Source organism: uncultured Fibrobacter sp., assembly GCF_947166265.1.
Lineage (GTDB): Bacteria > Fibrobacterota > Fibrobacteria > Fibrobacterales > Fibrobacteraceae > Fibrobacter.
On the sequence record NZ_CAMVDO010000017.1, the window covers coordinates 57940 to 75524 of the forward strand.

At 53.1% G+C, this 17585-nt stretch carries 15 protein-coding genes; 11 read left to right on the top strand and 4 right to left on the bottom strand.

Annotated elements, in window-relative coordinates; genetic code table 11:
• Positions 1 to 141: 141 nt before the first annotated feature.
• From Q0W37_RS09810 to Q0W37_RS09825, 4 genes are all read right to left on the bottom strand, one after another.
• Positions 142 to 2388, bottom strand: coding sequence for a carbohydrate-binding protein (locus tag Q0W37_RS09810; protein WP_297701121.1), 2247 nt, complete (start codon positions 2386 to 2388; stop codon positions 142 to 144).
• A gap of 179 nt (positions 2389 to 2567) precedes the next feature.
• Complete coding sequence (locus Q0W37_RS09815; protein WP_297701123.1) at positions 2568 to 4808, bottom strand: carbohydrate-binding protein; 2241 nt, start codon at positions 4806 to 4808, stop codon at positions 2568 to 2570.
• Between the two features lie 167 nt (positions 4809 to 4975).
• Positions 4976 to 6301, bottom strand: coding sequence for a hypothetical protein (locus tag Q0W37_RS09820; RefSeq protein ID WP_297701124.1), 1326 nt, complete (start codon positions 6299 to 6301; stop codon positions 4976 to 4978).
• A complete protein-coding gene (locus Q0W37_RS09825) occupies positions 6298 to 7161 on the bottom strand; it encodes a DUF4423 domain-containing protein (RefSeq protein WP_297701126.1) in 864 nt (287 codons plus the stop codon). Before Q0W37_RS09825 ends, Q0W37_RS09820 begins: the two co-directional genes overlap by 4 nt.
• 487 nt (positions 7162 to 7648) lie before the next feature.
• On the opposite strand from Q0W37_RS09825, the gene Q0W37_RS09830 reads away from it, so the two are divergent.
• The 11 genes from Q0W37_RS09830 to Q0W37_RS09880 all read left to right on the top strand — a co-directional run.
• Complete coding sequence (locus Q0W37_RS09830) at positions 7649 to 8041, top strand: Fur family transcriptional regulator (protein ID WP_297701128.1); 393 nt, start codon at positions 7649 to 7651, stop codon at positions 8039 to 8041.
• Positions 8034 to 8300, top strand: coding sequence for a hypothetical protein (locus tag Q0W37_RS09835; protein WP_297701130.1), 267 nt, complete (start codon positions 8034 to 8036; stop codon positions 8298 to 8300). The genes Q0W37_RS09830 and Q0W37_RS09835 overlap by 8 nt, the downstream gene beginning before the upstream one ends.
• 79 nt (positions 8301 to 8379) lie before the next feature.
• On the top strand, positions 8380 to 9495 hold the full coding sequence (locus tag Q0W37_RS09840; protein WP_297701132.1) for a metal ABC transporter substrate-binding protein: 1116 nt from the start codon (positions 8380 to 8382) through the stop codon (positions 9493 to 9495).
• A gap of 122 nt (positions 9496 to 9617) precedes the next feature.
• Positions 9618 to 10271, top strand: a complete 654-nt coding sequence (locus Q0W37_RS09845) for an ABC transporter ATP-binding protein (RefSeq protein ID WP_297701134.1) — start codon at positions 9618 to 9620, stop codon at positions 10269 to 10271.
• 68 nt (positions 10272 to 10339) lie between these two features.
• Positions 10340 to 11191 carry a metal ABC transporter permease gene (locus Q0W37_RS09850; protein ID WP_297701136.1) on the top strand — a complete coding sequence of 284 codons (852 nt, stop codon included), beginning with the start codon at positions 10340 to 10342 and terminating at the stop codon, positions 11189 to 11191.
• Between the two features lies 1 nt (position 11192).
• Positions 11193 to 11618: a hypothetical protein gene (locus Q0W37_RS09855; protein WP_297701138.1), complete on the top strand. Its 426-nt coding sequence runs from the start codon at positions 11193 to 11195 to the stop codon at positions 11616 to 11618.
• Positions 11619 to 11655: 37 nt separating this feature from the next.
• Positions 11656 to 11922 (top strand): hypothetical protein, encoded by a 267-nt coding sequence (locus Q0W37_RS09860; RefSeq protein WP_297701140.1) that lies wholly within the window; start codon positions 11656 to 11658, stop codon positions 11920 to 11922.
• 147 nt (positions 11923 to 12069) lie between these two features.
• Entirely contained in the window at positions 12070 to 12585 is a 516-nt protein-coding gene (locus Q0W37_RS09865; protein ID WP_297701142.1) for a hypothetical protein, read from the top strand.
• Positions 12569 to 14590 carry a TonB-dependent receptor gene (locus tag Q0W37_RS09870; RefSeq protein WP_297701144.1) on the top strand — a complete coding sequence of 674 codons (2022 nt, stop codon included), beginning with the start codon at positions 12569 to 12571 and terminating at the stop codon, positions 14588 to 14590. Before Q0W37_RS09865 ends, Q0W37_RS09870 begins: the two co-directional genes overlap by 17 nt.
• 26 nt (positions 14591 to 14616) lie before the next feature.
• Complete coding sequence (locus Q0W37_RS09875) at positions 14617 to 15759, top strand: GTP-binding protein (protein ID WP_297701146.1); 1143 nt, start codon at positions 14617 to 14619, stop codon at positions 15757 to 15759.
• Positions 15760 to 15874: 115 nt separating this feature from the next.
• On the top strand, positions 15875 to 17585 hold a 1711-nt coding region (locus tag Q0W37_RS09880; protein ID WP_297701148.1), incomplete at its 3' end, for a homocysteine S-methyltransferase family protein.

The following is a 17585-nucleotide window of genomic DNA, read 5'->3' on the forward strand; positions in this document are numbered from 1 at the left end:
GTTTAACTCCTTATATGCCTCTCACTCAATTTTTCAAAACATCCCAAGTCCTAAAAAGTCAAGTGTCCTCCGTGGATTTTTCCAAAGGAAAGGCACCCCCACTCGGGGGTGTCCTCCTGGTTGGATGTGTTTATGGGAAACTTATTGGGTGACGCGAACCTTCGCAATCTTGCCGTTGGTGCGGTTGCGAATCAGGCAAATTCCATGGGCCTTTTCGCTACCCTGCACAGCACCTTTCTGCCAGAGCGACTTCGCTTCGGTCATGTTGCGGGCAGTAAAGCTTGCAATCTTCTTGCCGCTGAGGTCGAACACGTCGAAATGAGCAGTCGTTGTCGAAGCAAACTTCACCTTGCCAAGAGCAGTCGTTTCCTCCGGGGCGTCCTTGCCGGCAACAAAATTCAGGTAGTCGATATCGAACCAGTCACCCGTCACTTCGAAGCGCAAGATATGTTCGCCCTTAGGAAGTTTCAAGTTCGTCTTGATGCTGATAAATTCTTCCCAACTATCGCTTGCGACAGGCACTTCGGCCACAGTTTCGCCATCAATAGAGAGCGTAAAGCCAGCCGTCGAATTCGATGTCGCGATAGAGGAGTAAAGCGTATAGTCACCTTCTTCCTGGATATCGACCGTATATTCAAGCCAATCGCCAGCCTGGTTGTAACCCACGACATAGCCGGAAGCCTTCTTGTAGATATCTACGCCAGTGCCGTCGCGGTAGTCGGTGCATTCGGCTTCCTTGCCTTCGTCGGTGCAGGAATGGTTATCCATATCGTTGTCGCTGTAGGAATCCATACCGGCGCCACGTCCCGTACCCGGTTCGTCAAAGTTTTCCACTTCGATCTTGCCGGGGATACTCCAGGCCTTGCCGCCGAACGGTTTCTGCGGTTCAGGAGGAGTCGTGCCGCTCCCTTCGAAACCCCAGGCCTTAACGACCATGGTCGAGTCCTGGTTACCCTTGAACACGAGGAACAACTGCTTTACGATACCCGAGAGGCCTTCGACTTCGCACTTGTTTTCGACATAGGTAGATTTATCCTTGGTTTTCGTAAGCGTACAAGTACCAGCCAAGGTACCCGTTGCAGAACCCGTACGGATTTCAATCTTGTTACCGTCGGCAACACTTGCGGCTTCAACCGTAAAGCCCGTCGCTGCAGTACCGAAATCCACGCCACTCACGCGGAGCCAAGCTTCCTTGGAAGAAAGCGGGAGCAACACGTGTTCGGCCTTCTTGCCCTGCACAAAGTTGGAACGGCTGCGGATGCCCTTCTGCTTGGAGCTAGTGAGAGCCGGATACCAGTCATACGGGTCGAAGTTTTCGATCTGCGCAGGACCTTCGTTCGTCACCGTAACAGTCTTGATAGTACCATCGGCGTTGTAGAACATTTCATCAACAGAAACGCTACGGTGGTAACCTTCGTTCGGGTTGGCCTTGCCATCGTCAGCCGGGATAATTTCCAAGCCGTTGTGGCCCTTCGCGATACGGCGGTCATGATACACCACATAAGTATGGCCCTTGAATTCGGCAATACCATGATGGTTGTTGTTGCCGTTAATGCTACGGCCGTTCATGCTCGGGTCGCCAAGAATGGTACCCTTCCAGGTGTAGGGACCCATTACATTGTCAGACATACCGTAGTCAATCGTCGGAGCGCCCTGCTGCCAGCCGGTACTGTAAGAGAAGTAGTAAGTACCCTTGTGCTTGTGGATGTAAGAAGCTTCGAGCATCTTACGGGTCGGCAAGTTGTTCACCTTCACGTGAGAACCGTTGCCCACCGGAGCATCCTTTGCGTCGTTCAACTTGACAATGTCAAAGTTGTCTGTATTCGGACGGCTAGTGCTTTCGCCGCCGCCCCATGTCACGTAGGTGGTTCCGTCGTCGTCGATAAAGATACCCGGGTCAAAGCACCACGAAACACCATCGCAGCCGATAATGCCACGGCCGCCGACAAGCTTATCCTTGCCCTGGCCCACGGCGTTTGTCCAAGGGCCTTCAATTGCAGGGGCCTTGATGTAGCCAATGCCGCCGCCACCGCCATCCGGGAACACGATGTAGAATGTACCGTTGTGGACTGCAATACCAGAAGCCCAGATGTCGTTAATGCCGTTCACCTTGCGTGCATCGTAGATAATGCCGTAGTCGGTCCAGTTCTGCATATCCTTACTGCGGAATGCATAAAGGGCGTAAATCTTGTAACCGTCAGAATTGTACGGAGCCGGGTCATCCGAGTCCGTAATGATGTAAAAATAATCGTCATCAGCGGCGGCACCGGGGTCCGCCAAATAATGATAAGTAGAAATCGGGTTATCGGCCAAACCAAATGCCGCAAGACCCGCCACAAAGCAAGCAGCCTTTTTCAGGCTAGACATGCAACACATCCCATCACGCATAGTCACTCCTTGAAGGCACAAAACACCATTCGCCTTCACATTCTAAAACTATCCTCTAAAAACGGGATTATTCCAAATTGGAATGCACGTTCCTTGGATAAATTGTCAATAGTGGGAAAAAGTAAAATCGGAGTTACAAAAGTAACTCCGATCTTCAATTTCGCGATTTTTTGCCGATTTTAGCGGATTGCGCGAACCTTCGCCACCGCACCGTTAGCTCGGTTACGTATCAGGCTCAAGCCACGAACCTTTTCAGAGCCCTTCACGGCCCCGTCGCGCCACAGCTTAGAGGCTTCGGCAAGGTTATGAGCCTTAAAGCTTGCCACCTTCTTGCCGCTGAGGTCGAACACGTCGAAATCGGCAGTGACCGCAGAAGCGAGCTTAAGTCCCGGATGAATCGCCGTGGGGTCGGCATCCTTCCCCGGAGCGAAGTTGATAAAGTCGATATCGAACCAATTGCCCGTCACCTCGAAACGAAGGACATGTTCACCGGCATCAAGTTTCACGTTCGCACTCACCAGGGTGAATTCGTCCCAGCTCGTTCCAGAAACGGCGACATCGGCAATAGACTTTCCGTCAACGGAGAGCGTAAAGCCAGCAGTCGAATTATCCGTCGCGACAGAGGCAAACATCGTATAGTCGCCTTCTTCCTTCACGTTCACGGTATATTCGAGCCAGTCTCCAGACTCGTTGTAGCCCACCACATAGCCGGTCGCCTTCTTGTAAATGTCAACACCGGTACCTTCGCGGTAGCTCTTGCCGTCGTTGCTTTCGGCGCCATGGTCTTCGGAATCGGTTTCATTGTAGGAATCGACATCGCCACCGCGACCCGTTCCCGGAATGTCAAAGTCTTCCATTTCGATCTTGCCAGGAATGCTCCAGGCGGTGCCACGGAACGGCTTCTGCGGTTCGGGAGGAGTCGAGCCACTTCCTTCGAAGCCCCAGGCCTTGATTGCCATGGTAGAATCCTGCTTGCCCTTGAACACCAGGAACAGCTGTTCCACAATGCCCTTCAGGCCTTCCACCTTGCAAGACGTTTCGGCATAGGTGCTCTTGCTGCCGGTATTCGTGAGAGTACAGGTGCCGGCCAGCGTACCCGTTGCAGAACCCGTGCGGATTTCAATCTGGTTGTCGGCGGCAGTGCTTCCGGCCTGCACCGTAAAGCCCGTCGCCGCCGTACCGAAGTCCACGCCAGAGACGCGAATCCAGGATTCCTTGGAAGAAAGCGGAAGCAACACGTAATCCGTCAGCTTGCCCGGAACAAAGTTGGAGCGGCTACGGATTCCCTTCTGCTTGGAGCTCGTGAGAGCCGGATACCAGTCGTACGGATCAAAGTTTTCAATCTGCTTCGGGCCTTCCTTCGTGAAGGTCAGCTCCTTCATGGTGCCGTCGGAATTGTAGGTAAATTCATCGACAGAAACACTGCGGTGGTAAGCCGGATTCGGATTCGCCGCGCCGTCTTCGGCAGGAATCTTTTCCAGGCCGTCGTAACCGTTTGCAATACGGCGATCATGGTAAGCCACATACCAGTGGCCCTTGAATTCGGCAATGCCATGGTGGTTGTTGTTATTGGCATTGATGTTCTGGCCGCCGATATTCGGGTTACCCATAAAGATACCCTTGTATTCATAGGGTCCCATCGGGTTTGACGCCATACCGTAGGCAATACGCAGGTCTGCCGTACTGTAGCTCAGGTAGTAGTTATTCTTGTACTTGTGAATATAAGAGGCTTCCATCGCCTTAGGGCCGCCAATCTTCAGGGCAGTCTTGGAGCTTACATCGAAACCCTTCATATCTTTGTTGAACTTGTAGATATTGAAGATGTTGTTATTACCATCTTCAGCCTTGCGCGTGTCACTGCTACCACCACCGAAGGTGAAGTAGCCCGTGCCGTCGTCATCGAAGAAAATTGCCGGGTCAAAGCACCAACCGATACCGTCGCAGTCCGAAATACCGCCACCCCAGTTGTTGATGAGCTTCTTGCCACCCGAAACCGGGTTTGTCCAGGGGCCGGCAATGCTGTCGGCACCGATAAGGCCAATGCCGCCGCCACCGCCATCGGGGAACACAATGTAGAGCCTACCATCGTTGGGGTTCACGGCAATACCGGACGCCCAGATAGCGCCAATACCGTCCACCTTGCGGGCATCGTAAATGATGCCGAAGTCGGTCCAGTTCTTCATATCCTTGGTACGGAAGGCATAGAGCGCCTTGATATCGTAGTCACGCGCATTCGCTGCAGCCGGGTCATCCGAGTCGGTGATGACGTAAAAATAGGTGTCATCGGCAGCGGCACCCGGGTCCGCCAGGTAATGATACGCGGAAATCGGGTTATCTGCCAGGCCAAACGCGGCAAGCCCCGCAATCAAACAGGCAGCCTTCTTGAGGCAAGCCTTTTTCCAAACTTTTCTGCAATCCATTAGGACTCCTTCGAAGGCAATAAACACAACCAAACCTTCACACTCTAAAATTATTTTCAAAAATGGGCTTTTTTCACCCCAAAATGCCATATAATATGGATGAATTATCCACAAGGGAAGCAAAAAAAGCTCCCCGGAGGGGGAGCCTTTTTCAAATGTTTTTCGAGCTAGTCGACGTCCTTGACGCCGTAGATGGTAATGTCATCGACCCAGATTTCGAACGGTCCGCCGATGCCACCGCCAAAGATATTCAGGTTCGTCACATGGTCCTTCACCTTATCCCAGCCGATGTTGCCGCCGTTCCTGGTGGAATCTGCCGGAATCAGGGAATCGGGCTTCACGACGAAGCGGTTCCATTCGGTATCGACCGACATGTTCACCCACGCCTTGCCGTTTTCGTAACCAAACTTTTCCAAATCGACGCTGTCCATGAGCACGTCGAACGAGAAACTCACCCACTGACCGGAATCCTGGGTACCGCGGGCGTAGAACACCACGGAGTCAAGTTCAGAAAGATCCGTAATACCGCGGAGCGACTTGCCCATCAACACCCAGTTGTAGTTGGAGTCGTTGGTGTAGACCATGTGCGCCGCAAGGCCCTCACGGTCAAGCCCAGCCGAATCCGCATCGAGTTTCGCACTGGCGTACTTGGAAACCGTCGTATACCAACCGTAGGTGCTGTCTTCAAAGTCTTCGAAAAGAACTACCGGGTAGACTTCGACAGTATCTTCGGGCACCGTAGACGTATCCGTGGCCGACGTATCGGGAGGTTCCACCGGCTTCTGGCCAATCAGGACATTCTTGGACTCATCATCCGAGGCTACCTTGACCGAGCGGGAACCCACCGGCAAGAAGCTGTTGTACGTCGTGAGAGAACCATCGGCATCTTCAACTTCGTAGGTATCGTAAACGAAGCCTATCACGCTGAAATCGCCCGCCGGCAGGTTTTCGAACTCGAAACGGCCAAGCGAATCGGTTTGTACAAAGTAATCAAGACCCTGGATACCCACGGTAACAGAGGAGACACCTTCGGGCAAGTAGACCTGTCCAGAAATTGCACCGGTCTTTTCTACCACCAGAGTATCCGATTCAAAGGAACTATCGGCCACCGTTACACGGACAAACGCCTTGGCCGTTTTTTCACGAGCTTCAATAGTATAGTTACCGGGCTTGAGCCTCGGGAGGTCCAACTGCCCCTGGTCGTCGGTTTCCATATTCAAGATACCGGCAGCCGAATCGGTTTCAACCACGGGGGAACCAGAAACATCCTTATCGTTACTCAGGGCGAAGTTGTTGGCTCCAGCCAAGAAGTCGGACGGACGTACAAAGACCTTGGTACGGGCCGCAGGCGAGCCATCGCCATGCTGCACGAAAAGGGCCACAGAGTTCTCCGTTTCGAACGAAGAACCCGCCGTGTCCTTACCGGCAGTACACGCTGCGATGAGCGCACCCAACGCAGCTGTCAAACCTATATGCCACACCCATTTCTTCATTTGGACTCCCTTTTGTCGCCCTCCACAGAATCAACGGTACGGACACCGCCCTTACGCGCAATCGGATAAAAAGCCATCGAAAGCTGCATTACCCGGTCGGAATTCTTGGCGCTGTCCACCCTCTTTTGGACCAGTCGCCTAAATTCCCTAAGCATATCGCCCAAGTCATCGAAGCAGGACTGATCCACGGACAGCGTAAGTGTAGAAATATTTCTTTCGTCCACGGGGATGTTGTCCAGCGCATTGCTCGCCAAACTGAGCACTTCTTTCTGGAAATGACGCACAGCCTGCTTCTTTTCGGGGCCACCCACCGTCAGGTGGGCATCCGTCAATGCCAATTTACCCGAAGCCATCTTCTTTACCAGGCCCACTTCGAGCAGGGTATCGATAGCCTCTTTCGCCTGTTCCTCGGTAATCGGGGGACAGATATCGCGAGAAATCTGCTTTACGTTCACCACGCCACCGTTCAGTTCCAGGTAGGCGCGCACGGCGGGGATCCACCAGTTTTCGAGCAGCTTGAGTTCCGCTGCCTGCAAGCTATGGCGGTCCACATCCCTCAGATCGAGGGCTTTCGCCATCAGTTCTTCGCGCTTGCCCTTGTCCTTGGTTACTGCAGCAGAGAACAGCAAGTCGAAGTATTCGGCCTCGCGACCGGACAAATTCAGGATTTCTTTCGCGGCGGGGAGCGCATGTGCCGGAAGGTGCTGCTTCTTTTGCAGCACGCGGTAAAGGTAGCTGGAATCCAACCCCAGCTTGTCACCCATCATACGGTACGAGTAGAAAGGCATTTCAGCCTTCCTGCGGTCGTAGTACTCCTTCAAGAAGTCGCGGTAATCCGATATGTCAGAAAACGTAACCATAATTTTTTACCCGTATATTTACAATAATAAAATAGACTTTACAAGTAAAAAAACATATACCCGTGATAAAAAACGCGTGGACGTTTTATCCAAGAGAAACGTGACGAACATCACGAAGGGGGAAGGGTTAGAAGTGAGGTGTCAGGCATCAGGCGTCTGGGGGCAGGTCATCCTGAGCGGAGTCCACAAAGGTCCCTGTGGTTCGGCAGACTCACGCTTCGCAAGCTCGCTAACCTTATTAAGGTCCCCGAGTGGTACACTGAGCCTGTCGAAGTGCTTGTCGAGGGGCCGAAGGGATCCATAAAAAGCAACATAATTTGCAAATGATTCGCAAATTCCGCCCATTTTTACTATATTTTGCGAACGATTCGCAAATTCATTTTTGAAAAATGCCTCGCGCACCACTCTGCGGAGCAGCTGCATCCAAGGTAAACCACTGCGGCGAGGCCCCTTAAAATGGCGAAAATTTGCGAAATTCGAGGAAAAAGTGGAATACAAGACGCAAACACGACAGATGATCATGGACTTCATGGCCGAAAATCCCGACCGGATTTTCAAGGCGTCCTTCATCGCACAGAGTTTGCCCGAAGTTTCACTCAGCACTATATATAGGAACCTGTCTCGTCTGGAAAAGGCGGGAATCGTGCAGATTGTCGGGGCCGACGACAACAACGAGCTACAGTACCGCTATACGGGCCCCGGCCGCTGCGAAGAAAAGATGCACCTCGTGTGCAAGGAATGCGGCAAGTTTTTTCACCTGGAAGGCCCCGCGCTCAAGGTGTTGCAGCTTTCGGTACAGCGCAGCGGATTCGAGCTGGACCAGCAGCAGTCGGTGCTACTGGGACGCTGCTCCGGTTGTTCGCGGAGGAATCATGGTTAGCGCCCTGTTCAACAAGTTGCTCGTGGCGCTCGCTTCGCTCTATGTCGCAAAGCACATGGAACACCACTGCCACGGTGAACATTGCCACGTTTGCCACCATATCCACCGTTGCCTGGAACTGATTTCGGTCTGCATGGAACTGGTGATGGCGCCGTTCGAACTTGCTCTCCGATTTTTCTATTTCAGACTCGTCTGTTTCAAGGCCGCAGAATTGCGGTCGACAACGCTTGTATCGCAGAAAGTCCTTTTGCTGAATTGATCGACGCCCTGCGCACAAAACGTGCCACGGGTAAAAAACATCAACTCAAATTTTAGCCCGAAAGGGTAAAGGACTTATCATGAAAAAAATTGCAGCATTTGCAATGTTTATTTTGGCGGCGGCCCTGACGCTTGTCGCCTGCAGTGCGGAATCGAACGAGAATTCGAACAAGAAAACGCCCGCGCCAAAGAAAGTTTCCATTGTCGCAACAACCTATCCGCAGTACGACTGGTTAAAGAATGTACTCGGAGACCATCTAAACGCAGTGAACCTGAAGCTGCTCATCAAGAACGGCACCGACTTGCACAGCTACAAGCCGTCGGCACAGGATATCGCGGCCATCGCAAATGCCGATATGGTGGTGTATGTAGGTGGCGAATCGGACGAATGGATCGAGAAAGCGCTGAATGCAACGCCGAAAGATGGCCGCGTTCAGGTGAACCTGATGGAAGCTTTAGGCGACCGCGTCAAGGAAGAAGAAGTCGTAGAAGGCATGCAGGGTGAAGAGGAACACGAACATCACCACGAACACGGCGACCCTTCGGCAAGCTCAGGGACCGGAGAGCATCATGAACACGCTGAAGCTCACGAGGATCATGACCATCACGAGCATGCAGAAGAACACGAAGACGGGCATCATCACCACGAAGAAGCCGAGAATGACGAACATGTCTGGCTCTCGCTGAAGAACGCAGAAATTCTCGTAAGGAATCTTGCCGAAGCCCTTGCAAAACTGGATATAGCCCACGCCTCGGAATACCACATGAATGCGGCCCTTTACATCGCAAAGATTAGCGCACTGGACGCTCAGTACCGCGCAGCAACGGACAGCGCCTCGTACAAGACCATCTTATTTGGCGACCGTTTCCCGTTTCGCTATCTGGTGGATGATTACGGCATTAAGTATTTTGCCGCGTTTGTTGGCTGTTCCGCCGAAAGTGAAGCGAGTTTCGAGACGGTAGCTTTCTTGGCGGGCAAGATGGATTCGCTCGCGCTCCCCGCGATTTTCACGATCGACGGCAGCAACGGAAAAATCGCACGTGCGATTCTCGATGCCAGCAAGAAGTCGAAGGACGCACTGGTTCTCACGTTGAATTCGATGCAGTCGGTAACGGATGACCAGATGAAATCCGGCGTGGACTACCTTTCGATCATGCAAGATAATTTGGAAGTCTTGAAAAAAGCAATAAAATAATTGTTTAAGAAGAAAGGAGATGCCCGACTAAATCGGGCATGACAAGCAAAAAAAATGTCATCCTGAGCGTGCCGAAGTGAACCAAAGAGCGGCACCTCGACAGGCAAAATCAAAGTTCAACGATGAAAGACAACGTATTAATTAAATGTCGGCAGTTGACTCTCGGTTACGGGAGCAAGGACCTGGTACGCGATCTGGACTACGATGTAATCGCAGGCGACTACCTGTGCATCGTGGGCCGCAACGGTTCCGGAAAGACTACGTTCTTGAGGGGAATCGCAGGGCTTCTCAAACCGAAATCAGGAGTCATCGAACTTTGCGACGGACTCTCCCGAAACCAGATTGGCTACCTACCGCAAATGACGATCGTGCAAAAGGATTTCCCAGCCTCGGTGGAAGAAATCGTACTGTCGGCATTCCAGGGAAAGCACCGTCTACTCCCCTTCTACAGGAAGGCGCACCGGGATCGCGCCATGGAATGCATGGCGCTAACCCGTACCGAAAGCCTTGCGAAATCTTGCTTCCGCGAGCTTTCGGGGGGCCAAAAGCAGCGTGTGCTTTTAGCGAGGGCCCTGTGCGCCGCCGAGCGTCTGTTGCTTCTCGATGAACCGGTGACAGGCCTCGATCCGGAATCTACAGAAACCATGTACCGCATTATCGAGGAACTGCACCAGAAGGGAATGACCGTTGTCATGGTGACTCACGATGTGGATACCGCCCTCGATGACGCCACCCGCGTACTGGACTTCAACAAGATTTCAACTAAGGAAAAATAAAAGTGTTCATGTCGCGACTTCCTCAAACCTCATACCTCAAAGCGCTGTAAGCGCGACCCCAAACCCCTATGCCAGAACTCATAGAAAAGCTTTCGTTCTACTTGGATTTTCCATTCGTCCGCTACGCGATTATCGTAGGCGTTCTCGTGTCGCTCTGCTCGTCGCTATTGGGCGTGACCTTGGTGCTCAAGCGCTACTCCTACATCGGCGACGGCCTTTCGCATGTGGCCTTCGGAGCACTCTCCATTGCAGCCGTCCTCAAGATCACGAATAACATGTTGCTCATCTTGCCGGTAACGGTCGCCGTGGCGGTACTCCTGCTGTGTACAGGAAAGAATGCGCGCATCAAGGGCGACGCAGCGATCGCAATGGTTTCGGTCGGCGCACTTGCCATCGGTTACTTGCTAATGAACCTATTCTCCACATCGGCAAATATCTCGGGCGACGTGTGCACGACCCTTTTTGGCTCTACCTCGATTTTGACGCTCCGCGTAGAAGAAGTCTACCTGTGCGTTGCGCTCTCGATTGCAGTCCTCGCCGTATTCATCCTTTTTTACCACAAGATTTTTGCCATCACTTTCGACGAGAATTTTGCGCAGGCGACCGGAGTCAACACGACGATTTTCAACTTGCTGATTGCAGTCATCGTCGCAGTCATCATCGTACTCGCCATGAACCTGGTGGGTGCCCTCCTGGTGTCCGCCCTGGTGGTATTTCCGTCGCTTTCGGCCATGCGCGTATTCAAGAGTTTCTTTGCGGTAACGGTCGCTGCGGCCATCATCTCGGTCGTATGCTCGCTCATCGGAATTATCGTTGCCATTCTTGCGGGGACTCCCGTGGGTTCGACCATCGTAGCGGCAGACATTGTGGCATTCGGTATCTTCTATTCCATCAGCCTGATTCAGGGCAGAGGAGCATAAGTTGCCTAAAGTTGCTTTTGTCGTTCTGCTCGCCTTTGCGGCCCTGTTTGCAGAGGTGCCAACCGGCAACAAGAAAATTGACATCGACATTTCTCGCATGAGCGGAACCATGGTCTATGGGCAAGTTTACCAGATGGTCATGTACCCGAGCAAGTATCTCGGAAAGCACATCAAGATGAAGGGAATCTTTTCGAGCTACTACGACGAGGAAATGAAACGGCGATTTTTCGGTTGCGTGATTCAAGACGCTCTCGCCTGTTGTTCGCAGGGGCTCGCCTTCGAGCTTACAAAGCCGCGCAAGTTCCCGAAAGAATACCCCGCCGAAGGAGCCGTGATTACGATTACGGGTGACTTTGATTTTGAAAGTGACGAAGGTGGCGGCGGGTTCCCCATCATTCGCAACGCGGAAATGCAGACCGAAAAATAAATTCGTTGTTTTGACTGTTTTTTACCGGAATTTTTGAGTGAAATTTTTGAAGACCATAATCGTCGCATTGCTGGTAGCAGGCTTACTTTCTATCGCCCAGCACCATCACGATGACTTTGACGAGCATGACGACTGCCCGGTCTGCGCCCTGGTGCAGAATGGTCTCGATTTCAGCGGCGATGCCACCGAAGTCGCCGTATTTTTGGTGGTTATCGGTGAACTGGTAAGCGAAATTCGCATTTTCAGGACGAATCCGCGCTTTCATTTTTCAAGACCCCGCGCCCCTCCCGCCCTCTCGGCATAATCCGTTAAAACTTTAACCGCAACAGCCTACTTTTTGCCTTGCGAATAACCGCTAGGCGTTTTGGAATGTTGTCCGCAAATCTTTTCGCGGATAGGATTGTTGCACCCTAAAAACGTCCATTGCGATGGACAAACAACCGAGAGAAAAATGAAATTTATCAACACCCTTTCCTTCGCCATTTTTGGCATTATCCTTAGCGTATTCCTTGCCGCCTGCGGCGACAGCAACAGCGCCTCTACCGACCAGCACGAACATTTCGAAGTCGAAGGCTGGAACCTTTATTGGCCCGACTATTCCCTTGCCTACAGCGTATTCCGCGGTAAGGCCGACAATGACCACAAGGAACTTCACGTAAATGCAAATTGTCTGAGCGAACATCTGAACATCAAGTTCTTGGACTCCGACAAAAAAGAAGTCTCGGGCCCCAAGGATGACGAACATACCCTCGGCTGGACCGTGGGCGACGAAAAGATTCTCGACATCGAATGGGAAGGCGGCTGGGGTTTCCACCTGAAGGGCGTCAAGGAAGGCAAGACCACCTTGATCCTGAAGGTGAACCATCATGATCACGCCGACGCACGCACGCCGGAAATCAAGGTCATTGTAGACAAGGCCCTGAAGGCCGAAGAATGCCCGTTCCAGGAAGATGAAGATGAAGACTAGCCTTATTAGGGCTGCCATGGGGAGCCTCCTTTTAGGGGGCTTCCTTCACTTTTCTTTCGCTCAAATTACAGAGCTAGATTCAGCACAAGATTTTGTACAAGATTTGGGAAGCTCGGTGGTGCAGGCGGAAGGCCCGACGTATGCAATTTTGGACGGCCTGCGCGAAGACGACGATTTAAAAAATGATGCCCTGGAGCACGAACTTTCTACAACCCTTGCAGAAACCATCAAGAACGAACCCGATGTTGCCATCCGTTCCATGGGTCCTGCCGCCGCCCGCCCCGTTATCAAGGGACTTTCAGGGAAACATGTCGAAATCACTGAAGACGGTGCATTTTGCGGAGACATGAGCGCCACCTCGCCCGACCACGCCGTTGCATCAGAAGTTTTAACAGCACACCGGCTCCGCATCGTGAGGGGTCCACACATCTTATTACGCAGTTTTTCAGCCGCGGGCGGCGTGGTGCAAGTGGAACGCAGGGACATTCCCTTTGGCGACACTCTCTTTCATGGTTACGTCACGGGATATTCCGAAAGCGCACAGCCGGGTTATGCAACAGCGGTTGGCGCAAACACATCGGTTGCGGGAGTCTCTTTGAAAGGGGAACTTTCGGGGCGCCGCATGGGCGACATGGAAACGCCCGATGGCACGCTTGAAAATACGGACATTGAAAACGGGAGCGGCGCCGTGGGCGCGGCTTACGCCTTGGGCCCATTCCGTTTCGGGGCTTCTTACCGCTGGTTCAATAGCGACTACGGGATTCCCGGAGGCTTTATCGGAGGCCACCCCAACGGCGTAGACATTGAGCTGACAAAGCGCGACCTGACTTTGCGCGGACTTTATTTACCGACGTCTGCACCGGGAGATACGTTGGATGCAACACTTCGCGTCAATCGTTATCACCATAAGGAATTTGAAGGAAAGAAGGGGGCGGTGGGGGCCGAGTTTGCCGTAAATCAGGAGATCTTGCGCTTAGAAAAACTCCTGGCAAGTCTCGGCCCCCTTTTTGGAATTCGCCTAGGCGCAGAACTGGAACGCCGTTGGATCGAAATGGGCGGTTACGTATTCACGCCACCGACTCAGTCCTATGGGGCGTCAGCCTTTGCCGCAGCAAGTACGAGTGGGTGGCGTGGGCTTGAAATTACGGTAGCGGCAAGAATGGGCGGCGCCTTCTTTAGGCCCCACGAAAGCGTGGTCGCCGACAAGGAGGCCATCGAAGACCGCAACTTCGGCTTATGGGCATTTGACGTGGAATTCTCGCAGCGCGTCGGTGTGGGGAAATTCTTGACACTAGATGTATTCAGGACCACACGGGCGCCCACCATCGAGGAGCTTTACAACCAGGGGCCGCACCTGGCCGCCTACACCTACGAACGGGGGAATCACAAGCTGGAAGCCGAAAGCGGTTACGGCGGCGAACTCGAATACCGCGCTTACGGCGAATACCTGAATGTACGCGCCTCCGCTTACGGCACGTGGTTCTTGAACCACCTCGCCCCGCGCGCCACCGGAGACACCAACTGGTCACAGCTGCTCCCCATTTACGAAGTGCGGGGCGACGAAGCCCTGCTCTACGGCGCAAGCGCCTCTTTAGAAACCGCAGCGGAGCAGGGCTTCCGTGCCGCCACCTCAGCAAGCTACGTCCGCGGTTTTTACCGCAACAGCAAATGGAGCAGTCACCAATGGAGCGACATGCCTCAAATTCCGCCCCTCAAGTTCCACGGCGAACTCGCCTACCTCTGGGAGCATATACGCTCCGCCACCTTCGCCGATATTGCCCTCGCTCAACATAAGGTGGACAAGTACGAGGAACGCACCCCCGGCTACATCACCTTTGGACTCTCTCTCGAATTCCGCTGGGAACTCGCCCTCGCGCATTACAGCATCGTATTCCGCGGCGACAACCTGCTAGATGCCGACGTACGCAATCATCTGTCCCGCCTCAAGTCCGTCATGCCCGAAAAAGGCCGCAATCTTAGCGCACTTGCAAAAATCGAATGGTAACATCCATCAAACACAAAAGGAGAACTATGAAAAAGAGTAAGAAACCCGTCATTCTCATTACCGGATACTTAGGCTCCGGCAAAACGACACTCTTGAACAACATTCTAAAACAGGAGAAACGAAAAGTCGCCCTCATCGTCAACGACATGGGCAGCATCAACGTCGATGCCGAAATCCTGAAAAAGAACGGTTCAAACGTTGCCGAATGCCCTATGTTCGAACTGCAAAACGGTTGCATCTGTTGCACCCTCCGCGATGAATTTATCGAACAGGTCGAAAAGATTTCCAAACTGGATTCTATCGAAGTCGTATTCGTCGAGGCCTCCGGCATCAGCGACCCCGGCGCCGTCAGCGCAAGCTTCTTAGCCTACGAAGAAGACAACCCCAAAACAAACGTCTACCTGACCTCCATCGTGACCGTCGTAGACGCAGACCGCATTTACCGCGAATTCCTCAGCGACCTGAAACATAAAAAAGAACAGCGGGATCACCTCGCCGACCAATACGATCTTTCGCAAGAAGAAATTTCCACACTGATCGTAGACCAAATCGAATTCTGCAATTTTATCGTCTTGAACAAGTGCGACTTGCTGAACGAAAATCAACTCAAGGAAGTCGAATCTATCGTACGCGATTTTCAACCCCGCGCACCGATTATCCATTCGGTAAACGGCGACATCGATATCGATAAAATCATGACGACCGAATCCTTTAACTACGGCCAAATCGAATCTTCGTCGGCCATTCAAAAAGCCACGGCAAGCCTGCTACAATCAGGACGCCGACGCGACAGCTGCGTAGACGAATACGGAATTTCGTCGTTCGTTTTCGAGACCAGGCAACCGTTCAACAGAACCCGCTTCATGGATTTCGTCAACAACCGCTACCCCGCCGAACTCATCCGTTCCAAGGGATACATCTGGTTTTCGGACGCGAGCAAAGACGTGCAGCTATTCGAACAGGCAGGCAGGAATTCCTCGGTCATGCCCGTTTCGTATTGGATAGACGCCCTGCGCGAAGACCAAAAGCAGGCGTACCTCGCCGAAAATCCCGAAGTCCGGGAAAACTGGGATTCCCGCTATGGAGACCGCGAAAACCAGGTCGTCTTTATAGGCAAGGGCTACAACAAGGATTCCATCCGAATGGAACTTGAAAAATGCCTTGACTAGCCGCAAAATAACACGCACTCCCGGTCATGTGGCCTTGGGAGTGCCGCCCCTTTTTTCTATATTTATGCATAAAACTAAATAAACGCATAAAACGTAAAATACGGCGGTTCGTGCAATGGACAAGAAAATGACTCTACGCGAAGCTTTTGAAAGCAAGATGATGCTGCTCGACGGTGGCATGGGTTCTGTCATTCAGACTTACGGAATCAAGGGCGCGAACAACGACATGCTCTCCATCGAAAAGCCGGATATCATTCTCGATATCCAGCGCCGTTACGTGGATGCGGGCGTAGATTGCCTCACCACGAATACCTTCTCGAGCCAGCGCGTAAGCCAGCACGAATACCACCAGGAACACCGCATTGCCGAAATGAACCGCGCCGCCGTGAAAATTGCGAAGCAGGCCGCGGCAGAGGCAATGGAAAAGTACGGCCGTCAGGTGTACATTCTGGGCGACGTGGGCCCCACAAGCAAGATGCTTTCGATGAGCGAAGACGTGAACGACCCCGCGAGCCGTAGCATTACTTTTGACGAACTGGAAGACGCCTACCTGGAACAGATCCAGGTGCTGGTGGAAGAAGGCGTCGATGCGATTCTGATTGAAACGATTTTCGATACACTGAACGCGAAGGCCGCCGCCAGCGCATTTACTAAAGTCATGGAAAAGCGCGCCGCAGCCAAGGTCCCTGAGCTTGCCGAAGGGTCCGCGGCTGCCGACCTCAAGCCCGTTGAAGTTATGTTCTCCATGACAGTGAGCGACGCCTCGGGCCGTACGCTTTCGGGCCAGACGGTCGAAGCTTTCGCCGTGAGCGTGATGCACATGCACCCGCTTTCTATCGGCTTGAACTGCGGTCTCGGTGCCGACGGTATGGTGCCGTACCTGCGCCGTATGGGAAAGGTCGCTCCCTGCTACATTTCTTGTCACCCAAATGCGGGGCTGCCGAACCAGTTCGGCGGTTACGATGACACGCCCGAAGACATGGTGCGACTCATGGGCGTTTACCTGGACGACAAGCTGGTGAACATGATTGGCGGCTGCTGCGGAACGACTCCGGAACACATCGCCGCCATGCGCAAGATGCTCGACGCATTGCCGGCCGATTACGAACGCCGCAAGCCCGCACCCAAGTACGCCACAAGCCCGCTCCTCCGCCTCGCCGGCTTGGAACCGCTGTTCAAGGAACAGGTGCGTCCGAGCAACGGTGCCGACAGCTGCAACGCCGAAGACTTTGTGAAGGTCGGCGAACGCTGCAACGTGGCAGGCTCCAAGAAGTTCCTCCGCCTCATCAACGAAAAGAATTACGAAGAAGCGCTCGACATTGCCCGTAAGCAAGTCGAAGATGGTGCCGACGTGATTGACGTGAACATGGACGACGGCCTGCTCGACGCTACCGCCGAAATGCAGACCTTCTTGAACTTGCTCGCTTCGGACCCGGCTATCAGCCGCGTGCCGATCATGGTGGACTCTTCCCGTTTCGAAGTGATTGAAGCGGGCCTCAAGTGCGCCCAAGGCAAGTGCATCGTGAACTCCATCTCCCTCAAGATGGGTGAACAGGCATTTATCGATCACGCACGTACCATCAAGCGCCTCGGCGGTGCCGTTATCGTGATGCTCTTTGACGAAGAAGGTCAGGCCACCAACTACGAACGTCGCGTACAAATTGCCGCCCGCGCTTACGACATCATGGTGAAGAAGCTCGGCTTCGATCCGTCTGATATTATTTACGACCCGAACGTCTTGACGGTCGCTACGGGCATGGCAGAACACAATGCCTACGCCATTGACTTTATCCGCGCCGTCCGCTGGATTATGGACAACCTGCCCG